We start from the raw sequence: 24,591 nt of genomic DNA, 5'->3' as shown, positions 1-24,591 counted from the left end.
TCAACAAGACGGGTTCACGGTGACCCGGCTTGTAGCGCCTGAACTTGACAGGTCGCGAGGGGCCATAGTTTACTTTGTCAGGTATCCACCAGTTGCCTGACCTGACACGTTTGTCGACCGATTGCCTGTTGAGCCCTTGAGCGCTCAGCTTCAGGGGGAAGGGAGAATGAGCGAAATTTCCTATAAACAGCTCCCGGACTACGCACCGGGAAATTTGTTGGGCAGTGGCGACGGGCGCGGATGGTCTGGCATCAATTACCGAAGCTACAGGCATCTTGGGATGGAAATCGAGCTGCCGCCAATGGAAGATTTTCTGGTGATTGCCTACGACAAAGGCCGCACACCTGTGCAGCGAAAAGTGGGCAACACTTGGAGCGACTACAGCCTTGGAGTGGGTGATCTTACACTTTTGAATAAGTCAGACAGATCGGAATGGGCGTGGTCCGAAACGGTTGAAGTATCTCATGTCTATCTTAGCGCGGAACTGGTCGAGAGCGTCGCCAACGAAGTCTACGAACAGGATGTGCGCGACATTCGCTTACGGGATACTTTGAAGGCACGCGACCCCGGTATTTCCAGATGCGTTTCGGTTATCAAAACCGAGGTCGGAGAAAACAGTGTTGGGGGCTCTTTGATCGTCGAAGCGGCTGCACGGGAGATGTCGGTCAGACTGCTGCGGAAATATGCTGACACCCGATTTGGATCTGCCGCACGTTTTGGCAAACTCTCGCGCGCTGAAACAAACCGCGTTGTCGCTTTTGTTCAGGACCAGTTGCGCGAGAAATTGTCTTACGAACAAGCTGCGGCCGAAATGGGTCTTGGGGACTGGAATTTCATGCGCAAGTTCAAATCGACCTTCGGGCATTCCTTTCACGATTATGTCCTGACGCAGCGGGTGGAACGTGCGGTTTCCCAATTGCGCAACACGCGCAAACCCATAAAGAACATCGCTTTGGATTGCGGGTTTTATGACCAACCGCACATGAACCGTGTGTTCAAGAAAATAAAGGGCGTGACACCAGGATCTTTGCGCAGAACGTGAACCGTTTTTCCCGATCCACTCGCAGGGCAGGGATAACGCGAGCCTGTGCAAGATTGTGCAAGAAATTCACAGAATCCTCCAAGAGTTTGCCGGGCCAGCTTGATTGACTTAGCGGATCCTGTGCCCTGACGTTTCGGGTGATCCCGCGTCAGCGGCAGTAAGGTGCGCTGCGCGCAAGCAGCGCCGCATGGACTTAACGGGAGGATACCTATGCGGATGAACTTCGGGATTTTCATGGCTCCGTTTCACGCGCCGGGGCATAACCCAACGATTTCACTGGAAGACGATCTTGAACTGCTCCAGCATCTGGACACGCTGGGCTATGATGAGGCGTGGATCGGGGAACATCATTCCGCCGGTAGCGAGATCATCGCATCCCCTGAGATTTTCATCATGGCCGCCGCCGAGCGCACCCAGCGCATCAAACTGGGGACAGGCGTCGTGTCGATGCCCTATCACAACCCCCTATGGACGGTAGAGCGCATGGTTCTGCTGGATCATCTCACGCGTGGGCGCGTGATGTTCGGTATGGGGCCGGGTGCCTTGCCTACGGATGCATCCATGCTTGGCCTCGAACCTCAGCAGATGCGCCCGATCTTTGAGGAATACATTGATATTGCCTATAAACTGCTGACGACGGACGAGCCGATCAACTACCAGTCTGACCGACTGACGTTGAAAGATGCGCGGGTGCATCTGCGACCGTATTCCGATCCGTTGTTCGATCTGGCTGTTGCTGCTGTGGCCTCGCCTTCCGGAGCTAAACTGGCTGGGCGCTACGGGGCTGGTCTGTTGTCATTGGGCGCAACCGTTGCCGTGGGCATGGATGTTCTTGCACATCACTGGACCATTCAGGAACAGGCAGCGGCAGAATATGGTCAGGTCGCGGATCGCGCGAAATGGCGGCTGGTCGGGTTGATGCACCTTGCGGAAACCGAAGAACAGGCCCGCGAAGATGTGAAATACGGAATGACCCAATGGTTCAGGTATTTCCAGAACGTGGCAGCCTTCCCACAGATGGCCGTCGAAGGTGGCAATCTGGATGAGATGATTGATTTCGTGAATGGTGGTCTCGGTGTGATCGGCACGCCCGAAATGATGGTCAAGCAGATCAACGAACTTGTCGAACAAAGCAATGGCGGGTTCGGCGCTTACCTGACGCTTGCGCATAACTGGGCGAACAAGGCGGCTACGTCAAAAAGCTTTGAGCTTTTTGCGCGCGAAGTCATGCCGCATTTCCAGTCTTCCGGTGGCGGTTTGCAGGCAGCCGCAGACCGCGCGCAAGCGCGCCGTGATGGGTTGGCAGAGAAGCAACTGAAGGCAGTTGCTGAAGCCACGGAACGGTATGAAAAAGAAACCGGCACTGCAGGTTAGGGTTCAGGTTTTCTTGTCTTTACTGCCAGGCAATCAAGGGTCACGCGCCACGCAATGTTGCGCGCGTGGCTCTGTCTCACGCAAGGTTGCACAGTTATGAGCACCCCAAAAATAACGGCTTCGGAGCACGAATCCGTGGACGAAACGGCGTTCCGCCAAGCTTGCGGTCACTTTCCCACAGGTGTCGCGATTGTCACCGCTTTGGATATTGAGGGGCGGCCAATTGGGCTGACGTCAAACAGCTTTACCTCGGCTGCACTGTCGCCGCCGATGGTTCTTTGGACAATCGGCCCCAAATCGCGCAGCTTCGATAGCTTTGCGCGGGCACGGTTCTATGCGGTTCATATTCTGCGAGACGAACAAAAAGAGATTGCCGCGCATTTTGCTGGTCGCAGCGACGACAAGTTCAGGGATCTGGAATGGCAAGCTGGCACGCAAGGGCTTCCGATCCTGCCGGATTTCTCGGTGTGCATGGAATGCGCTGTTGAAGACGTGCACCCCTGTGGCAACCAAAGGCTCATGATTGGTCGCGTGGTGAATATCCGGCAAAACGAGAGTACCGGTTCACTGTTTTATTTCCATAGCACCTTCGGCGCGCTTGATCGTCCAGTGACCGATCAGTGAGGAGGACCAAAGGCGTTGGTCTTTGGCATGCCCGTTCCTTTCCCGGGCCGCTTGAGCAACTTGGTCTGTGCCTGACTGGACAGCACAATTGAATCGCTTTAGTGATGTAATGTTATTACAAAACAGAGCTTGCGATGTTTATGACCCATGCCTCCCAAACTCAGCCAGAGCAAACTGACGACCTACGCGTTCCCGTGACGTTGCTTACGGGTTTTCTGGGGGCAGGGAAAACAACGTTGCTGAACCAGGTGCTTTCGGATTCATCTTCGGGGCGCATTGCGGTCATTGTGAATGAGTTTGGTGAAGCAGGGCTGGACCATGACCTGATCGAAACGGTGAACGGCGATGTCATGCTGATGTCGTCGGGTTGTTTGTGTTGTTCCATCCGTGGTGATCTGTCGGACACTTTTGTCAAACTGCTCGCGCGGCGGGATGAAGGTATGCTCAGCTTTGACAGGGTGGTGATTGAAACCACAGGGCTGGCAGATCCGGGACCGATCCTTCAGACGCTGCTGGTGGATTCATTTCTTGCGCGCAATACACGCATGGATGGTGTCGTTACGGTGGTGGATGCGGTGAACGGACCCGCGACACTGGATGCCCAATTCGAGGCCGTGTCGCAGGTCGCGATGGCCGATCTGATCGTGCTGAGCAAAACAGACCTTGTTTCCAAAGCTTCAGCGAAAGCCGTGACTGACAGACTGCGCGATCTGAATCCGACGGCCGACATTCTTCGCCGGTCAGATCATGAATTCGCATTGAAAAAGCTTTGGAACCTGACGAGCATGCGCGAGGACGCGCATCAACACGAGGCTATTTCCTGGACGACACCGAAGGTGGTCAACGATCCACTGGGCAACCTTTCAGGGTTGATGGCAACGTCCGTCTCAAAACCTGTGACGACATCCGAGTTTAGTCGCCATGACACTGATATCTCATCCGTTTCGATTGTTCTGGACGAGGCGTTGGATGACGCGGTTTTTGACAAGTGGTTTGACACTTTGATCGCCTACAAGGGTTACGACATCCTGCGCGTGAAAGGTATTTTGTTTCTCGAAGGGATCGAGACGCCGTTTGCGTTTCACGGTGTCCAGCACATCTTTGACCCGCCAGTTCCGTTGAAGAACTGGACCGGCAATGACCGGCGGACACGTATCGTGTTGATTGGCCGCAACCTGAGCAAACCCGAGATACAGCGAAGCCTTGATTTGCTTCGCAAACCTGAGCACGCCGACGCGATGTCTGTTCAAGCCGCGCGGGGCAGTGATTGAAACGCTGACCTGTGCGGACTGGCGCGGTCAATAGAACGACATGCTGATTTCGCCTAGGCTTCTAGGTCAAAGTCGACACAGCGAAATCAAAGTCTTCGTTGTATTGCGCACTTAGGAAGTCAACGAACCGTTTGTGAAATTGTCGCGTATGTTCATGGGCCAAATGGTCCGCGCGCGCGATGTCACGGTCCCGGATCGCTGTGATCATGTCCTCGTGTTCTGACCCCAATAGGGTGTCGGTGGCTGAAGATTGAATATAGTCGAAGTGCATATGAAGGATACGGCGGCCTTCGTCCAAAAGCTGGCCATAGGCGCGCGCCAAATACGGGTTTTTACCTGCCTGGGCGATGGTCATGTGAAAGTCGCGATTGCTGGCGGACATTGCGAGATAGTCGTTTGCAACACAGGCTTGGTCAAACGCCTCTGCTTCCTTCTTCATCAGTTCTATCTCGCTGTCGGATCTGTTTTGCGCGGCAAGCCTTGTGTTGATCCGCTGCAGGAAATCCAAAGCTTCGACATAACGGGGAAACTCGGTCAAGTTGATCGGCGCGACAAGGGTCGAGCGGTTCGAAAGCATGACCACCAGCCCTTCGGCGGATAAACGGACAAGCGCTTCGCGTACGGGTGAGCGCGACATGGAAAACCGTTCCGACAGGCCGGTTTCATCGAGTGGCGTTCCCGGTTTCAACGCCAGGGACAGGATCTCGCGTTTGAGGGTTTCGTAGACGTATTTTGACCCTCCGCCCTTGGCGCGTTTCTTCGTTTCCATCTGTTTTCTGCTCATTTCCATTTTTCCCACAGTGGAGCAAAGACCCGAGAAGAGGTTTGTATCAACAACAAGCATTTAGGCAGGATGTTGACAAGGCAATGGCTGACAAACGGTAGCGTACTGTTTGAGGCACCGTATCGTGGCGCGGTTTTGTGAAGGAGGCCAGCAACCCAAACACCAAGTTGTACCTGTGCCGTTCCGTAGCTCCATTTGGTTGGTTTCGCGCGTGTGAATCTTGTCGACATATAATCGACAATATGCGAAATCACGGAAAGGAACCACAAAGGAATCAAGTCCCCGGTCGACTGCTGTTGCCGTGTTCCCGCTCTGAAAAGAGCGCCAGTATCGGTTGCGCGTTTTGACGGTGGTTCTTCCCCACTGTTGGGCGGCAGGGGGATTTGCGATGCGAGGAAAAGAGGACCGCAAATGAGCTTTAACGTCAAACTTTCGGGCGTCATGCCTGCATTGGTCACTCCTTTCGGTGCGGATGACCAAATCAATTTCACTGCTTTTGAAAACCTGCTGACTCATTTTCGCGACGCGGGCGTGACCGGATGGGTCCCGAACGGTTCGACCGGGGAATATTTCAGCCAGTCCACCGATGAGCGCCGTCAGATGCTGAAATTCGTCAAGGATTTCGCCAAGGACGATGAGATCCTGATCGCAGGCACCAATGCCCCGGCTACCCGCGAAGTGATCGAACAGACAGCAATGGCGAAAGAGATCGGGTATGACAACGTTCTGCTCGCGCCTCCGTTTTACACGCGTCCCACGCAGGACGAATTGATCAAGCATTACGAAACGGTTCTGGCCGAGGTCGATGTGAACATCGTGCTCTATAGCTATCCGCTCAAGGATGGTGCCGACATCTCATTTGATCTGATGGACCATTTTGCCGACAATCCGCGCGTGATTGGCATCAAGGAAAGTTCGGGTGTTTTGCAGCGCGCGATCGACATCGCATCGCGTTACGAAGGCAAGATCCAGTTGGTTTCGGGGTCTGACGACATCGCGTTGGATTTCATGTTCTGGGGGGCCGACAGCTGGATCTGCGGGCCGTCGAATTGCATGGCCAAAGCCTGCTGCGAGCTGGACCGGCTTTACAAGGCGGGGGAGTTGGTGGCTGCCAAAGATCTGATGAAAAAGCTGTATCGGGCCATGAACATTCTTGAGAGCGGAAAGTTCGTGCAGAAGATCAAATTTGGGGCTGCATTGCAGGGACTGGATGTGGGTGAATGCCGCGCGCCGCTGGGCCCGTTGACCGAGGCGGAAAAAGCCGAGTTTTCTGAGGCCATGCAACCCATTCTGGCGATGTAATCGCATCTCTGAGTGATGGCTCTGACAGGTCATCATTCAGTCTACGAAGGGTGGCGCCAGATGCAATCGGATCAGCCCAAACACAGCGTTGTTGTCGGAGCAGGTATCATAGGCTCTGCCATATCGTATGAACTGCAAAAACGCGGTGGTCAGGTGACGCTGATCGACGCCGATACGCCGGGTCGCGGGGCGTCTTACGGCAACATGGCCTCGATTGCAGTGACGGAGTTTATGCCTGTCTCGCGCCCGTCGGTCTGGCGGCAGACGCCCGGCTGGCTTCTGCATCCCGAAGGTCCGATACGTGTTTCTCCGAGATACGCACCGCATTTGATTCCCTGGTTTGCCCGGTTTTTCTGGGCCGGGCGGCCATCGAAACTGCGCCAACTGGAAGCGCAAGGCGCGGCCCTGTGCCAGCGTTCCTTGGCCGATACCGAGAACCTGATGGCCGAGCTGGGCTTGGCCGGTGATCTGAGCACAACAGGCTGCCTGTCGCTTTATGCAAGTGAGGCCGAGTTCATTGCAGATCAGGAGCGGCTGGATATGCTGGACCGCCATGGATTTGGCTATGAGATGCTGAACCGGGATGCTCTGCACGATCTGGAACCCGAAATCTCTCCGGTCATTCAAAAGGCGGTACTGTTGCCCGATAACCGAACGGTGCGCGATCCTTATGCCTTTGTAACCCGTCTGGTTGAGGCGTTTGTGAGCTTGGGGGGTCAGGTTCAACGCGGTAAGGTGACTGGTTTTGAGCGAGCTGAGCGGGTCACCAACGTGCGGCTGGAAGATGGGCGCCAGATAAAAGCGGATCAGGTCGTTCTTGCCGCCGGAGCCTTTACGGCTCGGTTGTCAAAGAAGCTGGATGAACCCATCCCGCTTGAGACTGAGCGCGGTTATCACACCCAGATCAATGCGCCGGGCATCCGTTTGGATCATTCGATCATCTGGCCTGCCATGGCATTCATGGTGTCACCCACTGCTGGCGGTATCCGGGTGGGCGGCACGGTTGAAATGGCCGGTCTGGACGCTGCCCCGGATTGGCGGCGTTCAAAGATCACGGTCGGACGTGCCCGCAAGGCTCTGCCGAACCTCAGGATCGACAATTCCAGCGAATGGATGGGCCATCGCCCTGCCTTCCCGGATACGGTGCCGGTGATGTCTGCGTCGGCCAAGGTTTCCGGGGTTTATTATGCCACAGGTCACGGCCATCTGGGCCTGACCTATGCGGCGACAACCGCTAAGCTGATGGGACAACTTATTTCGGGTGAATTGCCCGATATCGATTTGAACCCCTATCGGATAGATCGATTTTGACACTGAAACAGGAGCGGATCATGGCCGAGAAAACATGTTTAGTTATTGGTGGTGGACGCGGGATGGGTGCCGCCACGGCACGCGAGATGCACGCGCGGGGGTACCAATTGGCGCTGATGTCGCCTTCGGATTCCTGCGAGTTACTGGCGCAGGAACTGGGCGGCGTCGCGCATCGCGGCAAGGCAGAGAATGCCGCCGATACACAAGCCGCCTTTGATCTGGCCATGGCCACTTACGGACGAATTGATGCCTGCCTGATCCATGTGGGGGGTCCGCCAAAGGGTGATTTGCTGGATATTCCCGAAGAAGACTGGGACCGCGCGCATGAGATGGTTCTGAAACCCGTTATACGGATGGCCAAGCTTCTGGCCCCGGTGATGGAGGCGCAGGGTGGTGGCTCAATCGTCAATATCACCACATTTTCAGCCTTCGAACCGTCGCTGACCTTTCCGACCTCAAGTGTTTATCGTGTGGGTGTATCCAGTTTTACCAAACAGTTTTCAGATCGCTATGGCCCGGCGAATATTCGCATGAACTGTTTGTTGCCGGGATTTACCGACAGTCTGGATCTGCCGCATAAATTTGCGGAAATGTCCGCGCTGGGCCGGTTGGCAAGGGCCGAAGAACAAGCGAAGGCGGCTGCCTTCCTGCTGAGCGACGACAGCAGCTATATCACCGGCCAATCCTTGCGCGTCGATGGCGGCGTCACCCGGCATATGTGAGCGGATCATGCAGGTCGAAAAGTCAGCCCGACAGTTGCGTTTGGGATTTGTCGGAACCGGAGTGATCACCGAGGCGGTTGTGACCGGCCTTTTGGCGACCGATCTGGAAATAGCAGAGGTTCACGTAACCAAACGCAACCAAGAAGTGTCCGCGCGTCTGGCCGCCAGCAGCGCGCGGGTGCAGGTTCACGCGTCCGCTCAGGCGGTTGTTGATTGCTCTGATCTGGTGTTTCTGGCCGTCCGTCCGCAAGATGCCCGTTCAGTGCTGTCTCCGCTGACGTTTTCCGAAGGACAACAAGTGTGCAGCCTGATCGCCACGCTGACCCATGAAGTTTTGCAAGGCTGGATTGGCACGCACGTGCGCCTGTTTCGATCAATCCCTCTGCCATCGGTCGCCCACCATCGCGGTGTCACGGTCCTGTTTCCGCATGACCCGTTGGGTGAGGATCTGTTTGGTGCGTTGGGCACAGTGGTCAGTGCCAAAACGGTAGAGGAGTTCGATGCCTTTGCTGCAGCCAGCGCGCTGATGGGCACGTATTTTGGCGTGCTGGGTGCAGCCGCGGACTGGATGCAATCCAATGGGATTGGGCGGGTGGACGCGCAGCGCTATCTGAGCGGTGTTTTTTCCGGGCTCGCGCACACGATGATGGAAGATCGTGACAAGCCTTATGAAACGCTGCGGGTTGAACACTCCACCCCGGACGGGCTGAACGCGCAATTGTTCGAAGTCTTTGCAGATGCCCGTGGTCCCGACGCATTAAAGACGGGGCTCGACAGTGTTTTGCAGCGGTTGTCTGATGCCCGCAAAACATCCGGGAGAGGCGTCCAATGACGCGTCATCTGCACGGTAAAACCGTTCTATTGACGGGGTCCACCGGGTCGATTGGCCAGGCCATCGCACGCGAATTGGCGGCTGAAGGCGCGCGTGTTCTGCTGCACTATAACAGCAATGCAACCGGTGCTGACGCTCTGGCGACCGATCTCGGGCAGGGGGCTATTGCGCTTGTGGCCTTTACCCAGAATCTGGCCCGCGACTATGCGCCGGACAACATTCGGGTGAATGGTGTGGCCCCGGGCGAGGTTCGGACACCGATGTTGCAAAGCAATCTGGCGCGTTCGGGCCGAAGTCTTGATGACCTGAATGCGCTGGTGCCGTTTGGTCGGATTGGCGAGCCCGATGAGATCGCCGCGCTTGTTGCCTTCCTGGCATCGGACGAGGCGCAATATCTGTGTGGGTCGGTGGTGGAAATCACGGGTGCTCAGGCGGTGGTCTGAAAAACGAAAAGGGAGAAACCATGCGCTGGTCCAGAACGCTGCAAACAGTCGATGTGCATTGTGCCGGTGAAATTGGCCGTGTGGTTACAGGAGGAGTTCTGGACATCCCCGGCGCAACAATGGCTGACAAGCTGGACCATCTGAACAAGGTCGATGACAGCCTGCGCCAGCTGCTTTGTTCGGAACCTCGTTCTGCCCCGGCAGGATCTTTTTGCCTTTTGGTTCCAGCTTGCGATCCCCAGGCAGATATTGGGTTCATTGTTCTGCAGCCGGATCAGGCGCACGCGATGTCGGGTTCGAACGCCATGTGCGCTGTGACGGCTCTGTTGGAAACTGGAATGATCCCGATAACCGGCCCTGAAACCGTTGTCACGTTGGACACAGCGGCGGGCCTTGTGCGGGCACGGGCCACATGTGAAGACGGGAAGGTGACGCGGGTTTCGCTGGATATGCCGCCCGCTTTTGTGGCCAAGAAGGACGTTGAAATTCAGACGCCCGATTGGGGAACAATCCGCTATGATCTGTGTTTCGGCGGTGTCTTCTATGCATTGGTTGATGTGGATCAGGTCGGGTTGTCGATTACGCCGGACAACGCCCGCGCGCTTGCAACGCAGGGCGTTGCCCTGCGCAATCTGATTGCCGAAATCGAGGGTGCTCCGCACCCGACCACGTCGGCCCTGAACGGTCTGGCCTATGTCATGTTCCGGTCGACAGATCCGGACGGGGCGGTGCGAACCTGCACAACACTGCGTCCGGGCCGCGCGGACAGATCGCCTTGTGGCACCGGATCGAATGCCAACATGGCAGTGCGTCACGCAACGGGGTTGGCCTTGCCCGGCGACAGGGTCGTGTCACGTTCGATTATCGGCGGAGAGTTCACAACCGAGCTGTTGAGCCTCACCAAAGTTGGGCCCTATCAAGCCACCCAAAACCGTGTTTCCGGGCAATGTTGGATCTATGGGATCAGCCAGATCGGGTTGGATCCAAGCGACCCGTTTCCAAATGGTTTCAGACTGTCAGACACCTGGGGTGGTTAGCGATTGAGGCCGCTTAAACAGCGCGTCCAGATTTCGGCCCTGCACGATCATGACCGCGCATTTTGCATGGCGTACAACCTTGGCAGCGTTTGGACCCAGCGGATAGGCGCGACCTTAGTGGCAATTGGCTTGCGGGTGAAACCAAGTGTGAGGAATCAAAAGACAATCAAGAACACTATTGTTGCCAGACCCCATAGCGTCATCTGGTAGTGCGTATTCTGCGCGCCTTCGTGGCAAAACCAATAACAGAACCAGTTTCCTACGATCAAAAAGCCAGCCCAGGTGGCGGTGAACAACAAAACCCCCAGCACCCCGATTGCTCTGGCGTTGGCTGGTTCAATCACACCTATGGTGGCGAGGATCAGCGAAGCGACTCCGATCCAAAGCGTAAGCGTCGCGAGGCCCTCCCAGCAAACAATCAGCTTGAACAGAAACTTTTGAATAGCGGGGTTTTCGATGCTGCGATAGGCGACGACCTCATACGCCTCGGGGTACTCTTCTTGCATCCGCTCCATGCTGAGCACTTGCGCGGTGAACGTTTCGTTGAGGTCCGGATGCAAGACGTTCTCGACGAACCCAGTGCTCAACCAAGCCGCAAGGAAAAATACTGCTGCGGATTGCGCAACGAGGACCATTATTTCTAACAAAGTAACCTACTCCGCCAATGTGACGGGGTGGTCTGTGCCACCCCGTCGCGTTTTAGCTCCAGTACATTTGGGCCGGGCGTATTTCCAAGGAAATATGCTGCGCTGCACCGCCAAGTCCTTCGCGCGTGTGGTTATAAAGCGACCGCCAATACGGTTGGATCGTGACACCGTCTTCGCGGACAATCTGTTCGCCCTGCGCCATCAGTTCGCGACGTTTCTCAACGTCTGGAGTTGCAAGCGCTTGTTCCAGGATTGCGTCGAAGTCCGGATTGGACCAGCCAAACTCGTTCCATGGCTCACCTGACCGATAGGCCAGCGCCCAGATTTGGACGCCCAGCGGACGGTGGTTCCAGTTGGTTGAGCTGAACGGATACTTTGCCCAGTCATTCCAGAACGTCGATCCCGGCAGAACCGTGCGCTTGACCTTGATACCGGCGTCTCTGAGTTGAGCGGCAACGGCGTCCGTGGTGTCTTTGCGCCACGCATCGTCGATTGACAGCAGCTCGTGCTCATAGTCTTCCATCCCGGCTTCTTTGATCAATTCCAGTGCTTGGGCAGGATCATAGGTTGGCATACCGATATCGGCATATTCCGGATGCGCAGGACCGACATGGTGGTTGGCGGCAACAGCTCCTCGTCCACCGTACCCAAGTTCAAGCAGAACGGCGTTATCCACCGCCATTGAAAGGGCCTGACGGACACGTTTGTCGGCATAAGGCTGCACGCCGTCAACTTCGGCCTGTTGGTTGGGGCGGATGACGATGGTCGCCATGGTGACAACCTCGTTTTCAACCCAGCCGTCCAGCCCGGTCAGGATGTCAATGAACTCGCCTTCCGAGATATAGACCATGTCGATCTCTCCGGCATCCGCCGCCGCAAGGTGGGCCGATGGGTCGGTTCCGAAGTCGATGAACTCGATGCGGTCGAGCCAGGCGCCATTGCCGGCATTCCACCAGGTGTGCTCGTCATTGCGGACCAGAACGCCTTTTACGCCAACCTCAAGGCTTTCCGGCAGGTAGGCACCGGTCCCAATCGGGTTACCCAGCATATTTTCCGCGTCATGGGACGAATGCACGATGGCCGCTGGATAATCTGCCATGCCCGCGATCAGCGAAATGTCCGGGCGCGGCAGGTTCAGCTGAACCGTGTGACTGTCGACAACTTCGATGGCACCTTCCAGCGCGCGCTCTGTTTCCGGATCGACCAGAACCGAGAAACGCCCGGCCATGGAGTTACCTTCCACCGACTTGTCGCACCAACCGGTGATGTTGCGCGCCACATCGTCGGCGGTAAATTCGTCGCCATTATTCCAGGTCACACCTTTTCGAACGTTCAGAGTATAGGTTTGCGCATCATCCGAAATCTCCCAACTCTCCAGCAGCGCGGGCGAAAAGGTTCCATCGTTTTCGTATGCGACAAGGTTTTCCAGCCAGCCTTTGGCAAAATTCGCGATTTCGTTCCAGTCAAATGTACGCGGGTCCTTCAGGCCGCGTACATCCATCTGAATACGCACCGTACCGCCTTGTTTTGGTTCAGTAGCAGCCTGGGCGGGCGCGGGCAGACCCAGCATCGCATAAGCTGTGGCTGCTGTTGCCCCGAATGAACTGGCGATGGCCAGAAATTCACGGCGGTTCACCGCATCGTTGCCGACCTTCCTGGCCTGATCGGTGATCACTTGCGGCAGTGGTTTCCCTGTACGGGTTCTGAAAGTCATGTGTTTTCCTCTCTGTTGGTCGTGAGGTGGACCCCTCGGTGTGTGCGGCGTGGTTTCGCCATGTGGTGCCCGGCCGGGTTGCCGGGTTCTAATGTGATCTGCGCATGGTTTCGATTGCGTCGGCTTCCGTGACGGTGGAGCAGATGCTCGACAGCACGCGTGGCTGTTCGTAGGGCCAGGGCGTGCCGCGATGGAGCACCGCACGCTGATCCCAGATCAGGACGTCGCCAACCTGCCAGTTGTGGGAATAGACAAACTGCGGTTGCGTGCAGAAATCGATGAGATCTTCGATGATCGCCTGGCCTTCGGCTTCGTCGTAGCCATCCAGTTTGAAGGCGTGTGACGCGATATAAAGCGCCTCGCGCCCGTTAACCGGATTGCGCCACAATGCGTTCCAATGCTGGTCCGGCCATTTGTTGAACATCGGCAATTCGGCCAGTTCGGGCGAGATTTTGCGGCGCGAATGGCTGTAGCGATGCCAGATACCGCGTCCGCGCACTTTTGCCTTCAGGTCTTCGGGCATGTTCGCCCAGGCTGCGCGGGTGCTGGCCAGTTCCGTGGCACCGCCCTCGGTCGTGGCGACACGGCTGATCAGGATGTTCGTCAGCGCCGGTGTGGGAAGAAATGTGCTGTCGGAATGCCAAAGAAAATTCGATTTCAGGTTCAGCGTGTGCAGGTCCATTTCTTCGGTGATCGAACCGTCGTCGCGCACGTTGGAAACTGTTGGAACCTCGAATTTTTCGCCCTTTTTGCGCTCGTCAGCTTTGCGATCCTCGATGGGACCGAAGAGTTCGGCCAGTTGCTTGTGCTGCGCGTCCGAGATGTCTTGACCGCGGAATAAAAGGGCTGAATGTTCTTCGAATAGCGCGCGTATTTGCCCGAACAGCCGGCTGTCGGTTGCGTCAGTCAGATTGATCCCGGTCACTTCAACTCCGAAATGCGGGTTCAGGGGGCGTGTTTCAAATGCGGACATGGCGACCTCTTACACGGTTGCTTTGGCTTCGATTTCTTCGGGTGGCAGATCCTTGACCAGATCCCAGGCGCGGGATTTGCCGGGGTTCAGCAAACCCTTTGGGTCCAGTCGTTTTTTGCAGGCGAGGTGCAGATAGTCAGCGGTTTTCAAACCACCGCTTTCCACATGGAAACTATGGGCGTCAAACACGCCGTGCCCGTGTTCTTCGTAAATTCGACCGATCTCTCGCAGGCGATCTTCGGTGGAGTACCAGATGATTGGCAGATCAAAGGCGACGACCTCGCCGTTCAGCAACGAGAATTCGTGATGCTGCCAGACATCGTCACCCAAGGCTGCACCAACCTTTGCAACCGCGCCCGCGTCGGATGCATCCGGTACGCCGATTTGTTGGTAGGTCGCTGACCGGTCCGCTTTCAGAACCTGCAGAGTGGTGTGGTTATAGGCAAATTCGAACACATGGGGCAGTGATGCTGCCTTCCGGTCATCTTCGGTCAATTCCAGATCAAGATTTCCGCCCTGATCCACAATGAGGCCGCGAAACCGGGCCATATCGGTCGCGGGTACAAGCGAAACAAGAAGGTGCTTGTCGGGCCGGACATGGCCTTTCAGTCGGGGGAAATACTCCACGATCCGCGCGTCGACAGTGCTGGCCAGCTTACATCCGATCTGATCGTCGGTCGCAACCGCGTACCCGGCGGCGTAGCAGTCTTGGTAGCTGTCGAACGTCGCCATGCACCCGATCCAATCCGGGTGAGGGACCGTGCGCAGCGTCACTTCGGTAATGACCCCGTTCAAGCCCCATGCGTGGTGGATTTGCAGAACGTCCTGACCTTCGAACACATGCTCCTGGGGGTTTTCTTCAACGGACAGAGCCTTGAGCTGCAGGATGTTTCCGGGCTCTCTGAGAACACCGTTCGCAATCGAGCCAATGCCGGCGGACCCACCCGCGACAAACCCGCCGATCGTCGCGATATCCTGCGTCGACGGGAACATGGCCATTTCCCACCCTTGCGCCATCAGTGTTGCATTGACATCCGCCATCAGCGCGCCTGCCTCGGCGCGGACAAAGCCGTCTCCGATTTCCAATACGCGGTTCATCCGGGTGGTTTCGATGATCAGACCACCGTGCAACGGCACGGCCTGTCCGTAATTGCCCGTCCCGCCGCCACGCAGCACGACGGGGGCATCTGCGTCATACGCGGTTTTCAGGCAATGCGCCATCTCGTCAACGGTTTTCGGCAGGGCGACCAGATCGCCAAAACTGCGTTTGAGCTGTTGATTCAGAATAGGGCTGTACCAGAAGAAATCGCGCGACCGTTTCTTGACCAGAACGGGTTCGTCGATCACTTCGACCGGCGCGAGGCGTTCGGCAAACGCGGCCCAGTCCAGATCGCTTTTTCCTGAAATCGACGTCATGCAATCTCTCCTGTCAGAGCGTGCTTCAAGGGTTTGGGTGCGGATGTCCCGGTCAGCCAGTCCGAGGTTGATGCGGCATCAAAGATCAGCAGGTCTTCGACTGCGGTCCCATCCACGGTGGTGGGTGACAGACCCAGCGCTGTTTGCGCATTTGTGGTGATCATGGGAAGTAAATCACCAAATGGCGGGTCCAGATGTGCCGTAAGCGCTGCCAGTTCCAGACTTTTGCGTGGGTCATGTCGGCCAAGGGGGCAAAAAGCGTCGCGCACGTTGTCGGTGCCAACGACAACCGGCACACCTGCGGTGCGCAGCTCGCCGATCCGCGTGATCCCACGCCGGTCTGGTGTGCCTGTGCTGCGCCCCTGCAGATACAGGTTGGACGTTGGCAGGCTGGCAATGGTCAGCCCGGCCCGTGCGATCTTGTCCAAAAGCGCTTGCAAAGGCTCGCCCGCCACGTTGATCAGGCTGCACGCGTGACCGCATAGCACAGGGCCCTGAAAACTTGTCTCGATGAGGGTGTCTGCAATGATCTCCAGCCCGTCCAGCCCGTGGTGTAACCCTTCGTCAACGTGAAAATCCAATGCGAGGCCATGCTTTTCAGCCAGCTGAACCGCAACTTGTATCGCGGCGTGGCGATCCGGTTGGTTCAAAACGAACAGCCCGAGCACCCCATTGCCGCGGGCGATCTCGCGACCTATCGCATTTGCCTTGGCCGGGTCGGCCAAATCGGTTGTGTTCAACAGCGCGGCGATTTGTACGTGGACCGTATCCTGATAGTCCACCGCGAGCTCTTGCAACACGGACCACGACAAAGGGGGCGAGGTACTTTCCGGATCAGCGGCCCAGTCGAAATGACTTCGAACGATGCCGCACCCCGAGGACATCAACTCTTGTAGTCCCCGTTCCGCCCGCTGGCGCAGGTCGTCTTCCGTCCAAAACATGCGGTCGCGGCGCTGGGCGTCCATGGCGGCATTTAGATCTCCGCCAATCCGGCCCATTCTTGAGATTGTGTGGCATTTATCCAGATGCACATGGCATTCGGTCAGGCGCGGGGTGATCAAACCTGATGGATGACAAGGCGCGGTGCTAGGGCGCAAACAAACCGCCTGTCCGCCCCGGATAATCAGATCGCCCGCCAAACAATCCGAAATCTGCGTGCCCCCAAAACCATGCGGGTCCAAGAGCAGCGAGACAGGGACAAGCACGTTCTCGACAACGTACGAATCTGTTGCATTCAGCATGTTCATGTCGCGCCACTCCGGTGATCGAACCGGGCGAACTCGGCGAGAAACTGCGCGAAATTGTCGGCGGCTTTATCCAAGAGGCGTTCCCCCTTTTCCAGAGTCGCGGCAGAGGCATCCCCGCAAGCCCCATCCGGATGTAGGTCATCAATGATCCAGCCCGGCCGCGCGGCTTGCCCCGTCAGACCGATATGGTTGAATTGCTTTTCCCAATCCCGGATGGCGGGAACAAAGTTCTGCGCCCGGCTCATATTCACGAGATGCGGTTTAGCCGCCAACATAGAGGAGGTCTCGGCCTCTCCGGCATGCAAGTCGACCGAGGCAGCATCGGGGTCGAGGATGCTTTCCCAATCGGAAAAACCGAACCACGAGCATGTAACAACGATCATCTCGTGCGCGATCCGTAAATCGCGCGCTGCAATATCTAAAAGGGCTGTGTTTCCCCCATGGCCGTTGAACAGAACAAGCCGCTGTACACCTGCCCGCGCGATCGAGGCCCCGATGTCGCGCAACACCGCCAGCAAAGTATCCGCAGAAAGGCTGAGGGTTCCGGGATGCCGATCATGTTCGCCGCTTTTGGTGACGGTCAAACCGGGCAGGATCAGTACGTTCTGCTCGGCATGTAGCCGCGGCAAAGTACGCTCGACCACAGCGGCCACCAAGTCACTGTCAACGGATACCGGCAGATGAGGACCGTGTTGTTCTGTGGCTCCGATTGGCAGAACGGCAACCAGATCATCTGGCAGATCGCGAAAATCCGGCGCTTTGTGATTGGCCCAATAGCCTTGAATGCTCATGCGAGCCTCCCAAACAGGCGGCTCGATGAACGGCAGAAACGACTGGATGGTGGTCGGCCGTGTTCGCTTATCAACCGGGTGACTTCGTTCGCCCGCCCTGATGTATGACAAGTCGGGTGGATCCCCGGTATTGGACCGAAATTGAAGTAGAGCGCGTACACGTCACACAGCAAATGACCACGTTTGCCCATATCGCCCTCCTTGACGAAACTGGAATACGTGGCCCTTGGATTATCCGTGCCAGAGAAGTGCGCTAAGACTTGCAAAGAAAGTTTGAACTCGCAAGAAAAATTACAATTCAGAAAAGAGTACAGGAAAATGAAAGAGTTAAACCCATCCGATATGTCACCTCCGTTCGCGCGCTATGCGCATGGCGTCGAAATCCCCCGCGATTGGAGGCTTGTTCAAACCTCGGGGCAATTGGGGATTCGCGCCGATGAAAGCGTACCGGAAGGCGCGTACGAACAAGCGATTGTCTGTTTTCAAAACATCGAAAAAATTCTGCGGTCAGCGGGTATGGGCGCAGGGGATGTCGCGCATATCAAAGCTTTTGTAACCGACCGATCGCACATGGCAGGCTACATGCGCGCCCGGGATGAATTTATTGCTTCGACCAGCCGCGTGCCAAGCTCGACGCTATTGATAGTCAGCGGTTTTACGAGGCCGGAGTTCAAGGTCGAAGTCGAGGTGCTTGCCGCCGCCCCTTAGGGAACGTGTTAAATTCAGTGGTGTCATTATCCCTGCCGACAAACGGGGCAGTCGTGATCTGCACTTTCTGTTTCAAATGTCTTTTTTGGGCTTCGGTGTCGCTGGTGTTGTTAAGTGCGGTAGCCAAAGGGGTTAGGGTGCCAGAGAATCGCTAGGGGAATACTTCGTGACAAATGATCATAGCGTAATTGAAAATGTCTTCATCCCAATGGCGGATGGTCGCAATCTGGCCGCTCGGATCTGGTTGCCTGTAAGCGGGCCAAGCCCGGCCATTCTGGAATACCTGCCTTATCGCAAACGCGATGGCACGGCACCTCGGGATGAATCTACTCACCCCGTGTTTGCCCGCGGGGGCTATGCGTGTGTCCGGGTGGATATCACGGGAACCGGTGACAGCGACGGTCAGTTCGATGACGAGTATTCCGAGCAGGAGCTGAGCGATGGCGAGGCGGTCTTGGCGTGGATTGCCGCGCAGGATTGGTGTGACGGCAATATTGGTATGATCGGGATCTCCTGGGGTGGCTTCAATGGGCTGCAACTGGCGTACCGTCAGCCTGAGGCGCTCAAGGCCGTAGTTTCCGTTGCTTCGACCGTGGATCGTTATGCTGATGACATCCATTTTATGGGCGGCTGTCTGCTGAGCGATAATGCAAACTGGGCCAGTCAGATGTTTGCCTATCTGTCGCGACCGGCGGATCCGGACTTGCGTGAGGATTGGCGTGAAGACTGGCTGAACCGGATGGAAACGCTGCCCTTTTCCGCAGTGGATTGGTTGCGGCATCCCACGCGTGATGCGTTTTGGAAACACGGATCCGTGTGTGAGGACTGGGATGCAATCAAAGTTCCGGTGCTGGCCATGACAGGCTGGGCTGATGCCTATGTCAACGCGCCCTCCGCGATTGCGACCCATTTGAAAGTCCCGGCCAAAGCAATGGTTGGCCCTTGGGAGCATCGTTATCCACACATCTCAAAACTTGCACCATCCGATTTCCACTCGGAAGTGATTACATGGTTTGATCGCTGGCTCAAAGGGCGGCAGAACGGGGCCGAGGACCTGCCAGATTATCGTACTTTCATGCAGGAACACTTCCAACCGACCAAACAGAATGGCCCACGCAAAGGGCGCTGGATTGCCGAACAGAACTGGCCGTCGGACAATGTGAAGGATCGCTTTCTGTACCTGACGCAGGACGGGTTTGGTGCCGGACCTACAAACGGTACAGTCACCGTAAGCAGCCCGGCCAGTGTTGGAGCGACCAGCGGATATTTCTGTCCGGGAATGCGCTTTGACAATGAACTGTGCGGGGATCAGGCCCCCGATGATGTGCTGTCGCAATGCTTTGACACTGCCGTGCTGGATGAACCGCTAGAGATTTTGGGACGGGCGCGGCTGCGCATTGCATTCAGCGTCGATAAACCGGTTGCGCAACTGATGGCGCGGCTGTGTGATGTTTCTCCCCAAGAGGTGTCCCAGCGCATCAGCTACAGGCCGCTCAATCTTTGCCATTATGCCAGTCATGAAACGCCCGAAACCCTTGTGCCGGGACAGGTTTATGAGGCGGAAATCCTGCTGAACGAATGCGCCCATCACCTGCGCGCAGGCCACCGGCTGCGGCTGGCGCTGTCGACCAGCTATTGGCCCGTTGTTTGGCCCGCACCGGAACAGGCCAAGGTCACGCTTCATCTGGACCGCAGCGTTCTGCAACTGCCCGTGCGCGAGGTTGAGGCGGAAATCGAACCGCAGAACCCGGGTCCGGCACGGGATTTTCCTGTACTGGAAACAGAAGTACTGCGCGCGCCGTCCGGGCGATCCGATCAGCATGTGCTTGACGATGGGACCCTCGTTCTGGACACGTTCGACGACTATGGTAAAGCGCGTGATCCCTATCACGGACTGGTCGTTGGCAGCCATGTCGCCATGCATTACAGCATCCACCCCGACGACCCTGCATCCGCCCGTTTTGATAGCCAATGGCGTTTCACCTTTGAGCGGGGCGACTGGAACGTGGAGATTGAGACCGAGAGTTCGATGCATTGTGATGCGCAGAATTTCTACCTGACACGAAAACTGCGGGCTACCGAAGGCGCAGAGGGCACTGAAATCATAGTCAAAGAGTGGACGGAAAGCGTCCCGCGCGGATTTCACTGACGGCTTCAAGACTGCGAGCATCAACAGTTCAAAAAAGTTAAATCCTGCCGGTTCCGGTTTGTTTCATTGCTGATCGGACCTGCAGGCCCAAACGAGGCTGTACAAAGTCTGCCATCGTCGTTAAGGGCGTGATCTTTCTTCTGCAAGGTGATGTATGCCCAACCTCTTCGACCTGCCAATGACGCTCTCGCAGGCGTTGACCAACAAAGGTTACAGCGAACTTACGCCCGTTCAGGTGGCGGTGACGCAGCCTGAGCTGGCCCAGCTTGACCTTTTGGTGTCAGCGCAAACCGGATCAGGAAAGACGGTTGGCTTTGGGTTGGCAATTGCACCCGACCTGCTGGACAAAGACGGCCGGTTTGATCGACCGGCAGCCCCTTTGGCCTTGGTCATCGCGCCCACACGTGAACTGGCCATGCAGGTTCAGCGAGAGTTTGACTGGCTTTTCTCTGAAGCCGGGATCGTTACCGCATCTGCCGTGGGTGGTATGGATGCGCGCACGGAACGCAGAGCGATTGAGCGCGGCGCACACGTCATCGTCGCCACGCCCGGTCGTCTCAGAGACCACGTGTCGCGAGGCGTGATCGATCTGGGTGATCTCAAAGCGGTTGTCCTGGACGAAGCGGATGAGATGCTGGACATGGGGTTCTCCGAGGATCTCGAATTCATTCTGGATCACACTCCGGAAAACCGTCGGACTTTGCTGTTTTCCGCAACGGTACCGCGCGGTATCGCCAAGCTTGCGCAGACCTATCAGAAAGAAGACGCCCGTCGGATTGAGGTCGGCAACAAAGACGCCCAGCACGCTGACATTTCCTATCTTGCGCTGTCCGTGGCCCCGTCAGACATCGAAAAGGCGATCATCAACCTTTTGCGTTTTCATGATGCGCAAACGGCGATCATCTTCGCCAATACCCGGTCTATGGTGGCCCGCTTGACTGCGAAGTTCTCCAACAGGGGGTTTTCGGTGGTTTCGCTTTCGGGTGAACTGAGCCAGTCCGAGCGCACCCACGCTTTGCAGGCCCTGCGCGACGGGCGGGCGCGTGTATGTATCGCAACAGATGTGGCTGCACGCGGCATTGACCTGCCCCGGCTGGAACTTGTGATCCACGCGGATCTGCCGTCCAATGCGGAATCCCTGTTGCACCGGTCCGGGCGAACAGGCCGCGCCGGACGCAAGGGCACTTCGGTGCTGATTGTACCTGGGCGCCAACGGTCAAAGGCACAACGCCTGTTGAAATCCGCCAAACTAGAGGCGGAATGGGGTACGCCACCTTCCGCCGAAGCGGTCCTTGCGCGCGATGAAGAACGGCTGATGTCCGATCCGGGATGGAGCCAATCGCCAAGCGCCGAAGAACAGGCTTTTGCGCAAAGGCTGTTGCAAGAGCATTCAGCCGAGAAAATTGCGGCGGCGTTTCTGCGGCTCTACCGCGAGCGCAATTCCGCGCCCGAAATTTTGGGTGACGTGCCTGAACCGGGTGCCCGTAAAAAGCGGGAGGCTTCGGATTTCGGGCCCAGCACTTGGTTTTCGTTGTCTTTGGGCCGCAAACAGCGGGCTGAGCCGCGTTGGTTGCTGCCGATGCTGTGTCGAAATGCCGGGATCTCCAAAGATGCGATTGGGGCCATTCGTGTCCAGTACCAGGAAACATTCGTTGAAATCCTCAGCGACGCAGTACCGGCGATGAAGAACGAGCTTGGCCCTGAGCTTGATCTTGAACAGGGCGCGCGCTTGACCGAATTGCCGGGCGTTCCGGATTTCGACGCCTCGCCCAAAGGCCCCCCGGCTGCGCCGAAAGCACCACGTAAAACGCCACGCCCAGATCGGAAAGCGGACACATCGCGTCGAGACAGCAAGCCCGCTGGCGCGTCGAAACCAGCTGAGTTTGAACCAAGCCCAAAAAAACCGAAGAAGCGCCGGGAAAACCCGGACAAACCAAAGTCTGCAAAGCCGAAGGCAGGTCAGGGCAACCCCGGAAAGAAACCAACGGGTAAAAGCGGCGGTGCGGAAAACAAACGGCGCAAAAACGCGGCCGATCCGTCGAAACCGATGGGGTCACGGACCGAACGCCACAAAAGTCGACAGGACGGCGATAAGCCCAAGACCTTTAAAGTGCGTGCGAAAAAAGGCCCAGATGCGCGTCCGATGAGGAAACCATCGCGGACAAAATGAACCTTGACCATGTCTGCTTGCGGATCCCGTGCAAGCAACATCCACAAAGGTTTCGGGCGGTCGTACGAGAAGGGTTGAGTTCCAAACGATTTGAGAACTCAACCCTTTATGACGCTTTTGTCAGCCGCCTAAGCGTACGGTTTCGCCGCTTTCCATCGCCTGTTGTGCGGCGTGTCCCATCCTGACAGCCCAAAGACCGTCCTTCAGGCTGACATCGGGTTGGGCCTTTTCGCCGCGCAGCACGGCCAGAAACCCTTGGTGCTGATAATAGGTCGATCCATTGTGGTCTCCGGCTGCCAGTATTCTGGCGTCTACGGGGACGTCTATTGACGTAGGCCCCTTGGGGTTGCGGGGGCTTACGATGACCTTGGGCACAGGCGGTTCCCCCAGATGATCAGGCCAAAAGCGTCCTGGTCCGGGAACCAGTGCCTCAACTTTGGCGTCGGGTCCAACAGCCGAAATTTCTTCCTGATACCGAGAGCCTTCCGCAAACATGCACAGCTCTAACATGGCGCGTGCGCCCGAGGCGAAATCGACAATAACGTACCCGTGGTCCAGAATATCCGGTGTTTCGCCTTCGTAGCTTTCGTCCAGATGGTTGACGGCTTGCCCCCCACTTGCGGTAACCCGCACCGGGTCGGATTGCAGGATCAAGCGCATGAGGTCGAAGAAATGACAGCACTTTTCAACAAAGGTGCCTCCGGTATTGCGATTAAACCGGTTCCAGTGGCCGACCTTTTCCAGAAATGGGAAACGATGCTCGCGGACAGACAGCATCTTTACGCCACCTGTTGCTTCCGCCTTGTCGATCAAAGCAGCAATTGGGGGCATGTATCGGTATTCCATCGCAACCCAGATGGGGCAGGGATAGCTACGCTCAACCTCTTCTAACCGAGCCGCATCCTGTGCGTCGGTGAACAACGGCTTTTCCACCAGCAGCGGCAGGGGTCGCGTTTCCGCAACTTCGCAGATCTGGTCCACGTGCAAGTGATTAGGGCTTGCTATGACAAGGCAATCCAAGTCCTCGACTGCCAGAAGCTCTTTGACCGAGCTCACCATCGTGGTATCCGGCGCAATGGCTTTGGCGGCTTTTGCCATCACCGGATCCGGCTCAAAAATCGCTGCCACGCGCGTCCCTTCCAACAGGCCGATATTGTGCAAGTGCTCTTGCCCCATCATGCCGCATCCTATCAGCCCGTAGTTGATGGTCCGGGTCATGCGTGTTTCCTTTTACTTCAAACGTTGGACGTAGTTGGCCCGATCCGGGTCGAACCATGTTTTCGAGAATTCAACGGGTTCAGCGGTCTCTGACCAGCTGAAACGCTCGATATACCCTACTGTTTGGCCCGTTGGTTTGGTGAAGGTGTCGGGCGTCCAATCGGGAAGCGATTGGACCGAGACCCTGTCTTCGGCCCGAATGATCCAAAATCCCAATTGGCGTTGGTAGTAGCGGTAAAGAGAGTCGGACAAGAGGGTCCGGTCGATCAAACCTGCTGATTCGTCCAGCCAGATTTCTTCGACAGCTATGATTGTGTCATTCAAATAGCGCATCCGGCGCACGCGTGATCCTCGGCTCGACTTACCAAATTGCGGCAGATCGGATGGTTTATCCAGGTGATCAACCGACAGGACATCGGCGCGTGGCAGGCCACCGCCTTCGGGGAGTTCAAGCCGGAACATCGCATAGACGCTGTTCTGCGTGCCCGTTTCGCGAATGTAGTTTCCCGAACCCTGGATGCGTTCCAGCATCCCCTTTTTTTCAAGCTCGGCGAGCGATTTTCGAAGTGTCCCGACCGAGACATTCAGATCAGCCGCCATCTCGCGTTCAGGCGGCAGGCGCTCTCCATCGATCAGCCGCCCTGCCGCGACATCGCGGATCAGCAGTTCCGCAATCTGGATGTAAACCGGAAGTGCGTTCGGATTTCGATTGGCAGAGGGCACAGTCAGTCGCTTCACTTGGTCGCGGGAAAAATTGATACACTATTGATCTACATCAAAGCGATTGCTACGCAAGAGAAAAAGCAAACGCTGCGC

General features: G+C 56.7%; 22 protein-coding genes. 13 read left to right on the top strand and 9 right to left on the bottom strand.

Annotated features, from left to right (window positions below; all coding sequences use genetic code 11):
- Nucleotides 1-166: 166 nt before the first annotated feature.
- From ACR3EH_RS19240 to ACR3EH_RS19225, 4 genes are all read left to right on the top strand, one after another.
- Nucleotides 167-1,042, top strand: coding sequence for a helix-turn-helix domain-containing protein (locus ACR3EH_RS19240; RefSeq protein WP_171187200.1), 876 nt, complete (start codon nt 167-169; stop codon nt 1,040-1,042).
- Nucleotides 1,043-1,252: 210 nt separating this feature from the next.
- Nucleotides 1,253-2,416: an LLM class flavin-dependent oxidoreductase gene (locus ACR3EH_RS19235; RefSeq protein WP_171187197.1), complete on the top strand. Its 1,164-nt coding sequence runs from the start codon at nt 1,253-1,255 to the stop codon at nt 2,414-2,416.
- 96 nt (nt 2,417-2,512) lie between these two features.
- Nucleotides 2,513-3,040, top strand: coding sequence for a flavin reductase family protein (locus ACR3EH_RS19230; RefSeq protein WP_171187195.1), 528 nt, complete (start codon nt 2,513-2,515; stop codon nt 3,038-3,040).
- Between the two features lie 140 nt (nt 3,041-3,180).
- A complete protein-coding gene (locus ACR3EH_RS19225) occupies nt 3,181-4,311 on the top strand; it encodes a CobW family GTP-binding protein (RefSeq protein WP_171095413.1) in 1,131 nt (376 codons plus the stop codon).
- 61 nt (nt 4,312-4,372) lie between these two features.
- On the opposite strand, the gene ACR3EH_RS19220 is transcribed toward ACR3EH_RS19225, so the two are convergent.
- Nucleotides 4,373-5,095 (bottom strand): GntR family transcriptional regulator, encoded by a 723-nt coding sequence (locus tag ACR3EH_RS19220; RefSeq protein ID WP_171187193.1) that lies wholly within the window; start codon nt 5,093-5,095, stop codon nt 4,373-4,375.
- Nucleotides 5,096-5,506: 411 nt separating this feature from the next.
- Between ACR3EH_RS19220 and ACR3EH_RS19215 the strand changes: the two genes are divergently transcribed.
- From ACR3EH_RS19215 to ACR3EH_RS19190, 6 genes are read left to right on the top strand one after another with little or no spacing between them, the layout of a single operon-like run.
- Complete coding sequence (locus tag ACR3EH_RS19215) at nt 5,507-6,397, top strand: dihydrodipicolinate synthase family protein (RefSeq protein WP_171187191.1); 891 nt, start codon at nt 5,507-5,509, stop codon at nt 6,395-6,397.
- Between the two features lie 60 nt (nt 6,398-6,457).
- Entirely contained in the window at nt 6,458-7,708 is a 1,251-nt protein-coding gene (locus ACR3EH_RS19210; RefSeq protein WP_171187189.1) for an NAD(P)/FAD-dependent oxidoreductase, read from the top strand.
- Nucleotides 7,709-7,728: 20 nt separating this feature from the next.
- Nucleotides 7,729-8,430: an SDR family oxidoreductase gene (locus tag ACR3EH_RS19205; protein WP_171095408.1), complete on the top strand. Its 702-nt coding sequence runs from the start codon at nt 7,729-7,731 to the stop codon at nt 8,428-8,430.
- 7 nt (nt 8,431-8,437) lie between these two features.
- Nucleotides 8,438-9,262 carry a pyrroline-5-carboxylate reductase gene (locus tag ACR3EH_RS19200; protein WP_171187187.1) on the top strand — a complete coding sequence of 275 codons (825 nt, stop codon included), beginning with the start codon at nt 8,438-8,440 and terminating at the stop codon, nt 9,260-9,262.
- Nucleotides 9,259-9,705 carry an SDR family oxidoreductase gene (locus ACR3EH_RS19195; RefSeq protein WP_171187186.1) on the top strand — a complete coding sequence of 149 codons (447 nt, stop codon included), beginning with the start codon at nt 9,259-9,261 and terminating at the stop codon, nt 9,703-9,705. Before ACR3EH_RS19200 ends, ACR3EH_RS19195 begins: the two co-directional genes overlap by 4 nt.
- 20 nt (nt 9,706-9,725) lie before the next feature.
- Complete coding sequence (locus ACR3EH_RS19190) at nt 9,726-10,742, top strand: proline racemase family protein (protein WP_171187184.1); 1,017 nt, start codon at nt 9,726-9,728, stop codon at nt 10,740-10,742.
- 155 nt (nt 10,743-10,897) lie between these two features.
- On the opposite strand, the gene ACR3EH_RS19185 is transcribed toward ACR3EH_RS19190, so the two are convergent.
- The 6 genes from ACR3EH_RS19185 to ACR3EH_RS19160 form a co-directional block, all read right to left on the bottom strand.
- The gene (locus ACR3EH_RS19185; protein ID WP_253746650.1) at nt 10,898-11,377 is read right to left on the bottom strand and encodes a DUF2165 family protein; all 480 of its coding nucleotides are present in this window, start codon (nt 11,375-11,377) and stop codon (nt 10,898-10,900) included.
- 64 nt (nt 11,378-11,441) lie between these two features.
- On the bottom strand, nt 11,442-13,103 hold the full coding sequence (locus tag ACR3EH_RS19180) for an ABC transporter substrate-binding protein (protein WP_171187180.1): 1,662 nt from the start codon (nt 13,101-13,103) through the stop codon (nt 11,442-11,444).
- Nucleotides 13,104-13,191: 88 nt separating this feature from the next.
- On the bottom strand, nt 13,192-14,076 hold the full coding sequence (locus tag ACR3EH_RS19175) for a TauD/TfdA dioxygenase family protein (RefSeq protein ID WP_171187178.1): 885 nt from the start codon (nt 14,074-14,076) through the stop codon (nt 13,192-13,194).
- Between the two features lie 9 nt (nt 14,077-14,085).
- On the bottom strand, nt 14,086-15,492 hold the full coding sequence (locus ACR3EH_RS19170; RefSeq protein ID WP_171187176.1) for an FAD-binding oxidoreductase: 1,407 nt from the start codon (nt 15,490-15,492) through the stop codon (nt 14,086-14,088).
- Entirely contained in the window at nt 15,489-16,739 is a 1,251-nt protein-coding gene (locus ACR3EH_RS19165) for an amidohydrolase family protein (protein WP_253762114.1), read from the bottom strand. Before ACR3EH_RS19165 ends, ACR3EH_RS19170 begins: the two co-directional genes overlap by 4 nt.
- Nucleotides 16,736-17,530, bottom strand: a complete 795-nt coding sequence (locus tag ACR3EH_RS19160) for a creatininase family protein (protein WP_171187174.1) — start codon at nt 17,528-17,530, stop codon at nt 16,736-16,738. Before ACR3EH_RS19160 ends, ACR3EH_RS19165 begins: the two co-directional genes overlap by 4 nt.
- A gap of 201 nt (nt 17,531-17,731) precedes the next feature.
- Here ACR3EH_RS19160 and ACR3EH_RS19155 point away from each other — a divergent pair, with 201 nt between their 5' ends.
- The 3 genes from ACR3EH_RS19155 (at nt 17,732) to ACR3EH_RS19145 (ending at nt 22,557) form a co-directional block, all read left to right on the top strand.
- On the top strand, nt 17,732-18,238 hold the full coding sequence (locus ACR3EH_RS19155) for a RidA family protein (protein ID WP_371732125.1): 507 nt from the start codon (nt 17,732-17,734) through the stop codon (nt 18,236-18,238).
- Between the two features lie 208 nt (nt 18,239-18,446).
- Complete coding sequence (locus tag ACR3EH_RS19150; protein ID WP_216601665.1) at nt 18,447-20,387, top strand: CocE/NonD family hydrolase; 1,941 nt, start codon at nt 18,447-18,449, stop codon at nt 20,385-20,387.
- A 154-nt stretch (nt 20,388-20,541) separates the two neighbouring features.
- Nucleotides 20,542-22,557: a DEAD/DEAH box helicase gene (locus ACR3EH_RS19145; RefSeq protein WP_253746655.1), complete on the top strand. Its 2,016-nt coding sequence runs from the start codon at nt 20,542-20,544 to the stop codon at nt 22,555-22,557.
- Nucleotides 22,558-22,677: 120 nt separating this feature from the next.
- On the opposite strand, the gene ACR3EH_RS19140 is transcribed toward ACR3EH_RS19145, so the two are convergent.
- On the bottom strand, nt 22,678-23,775 hold the full coding sequence (locus ACR3EH_RS19140) for a Gfo/Idh/MocA family protein (RefSeq protein ID WP_171676163.1): 1,098 nt from the start codon (nt 23,773-23,775) through the stop codon (nt 22,678-22,680).
- A 12-nt stretch (nt 23,776-23,787) separates the two neighbouring features.
- Complete coding sequence (locus ACR3EH_RS19135) at nt 23,788-24,498, bottom strand: GntR family transcriptional regulator (RefSeq protein ID WP_171187496.1); 711 nt, start codon at nt 24,496-24,498, stop codon at nt 23,788-23,790.
- Nucleotides 24,499-24,591: the final 93 nt, after the last annotated feature.

This window comes from Ruegeria sp. BG7, assembly GCF_056535685.1.
The sequence above is the reverse complement of the archived record's forward strand: the minus strand, read 5'-3'. Positions and strand labels throughout refer to the sequence as shown.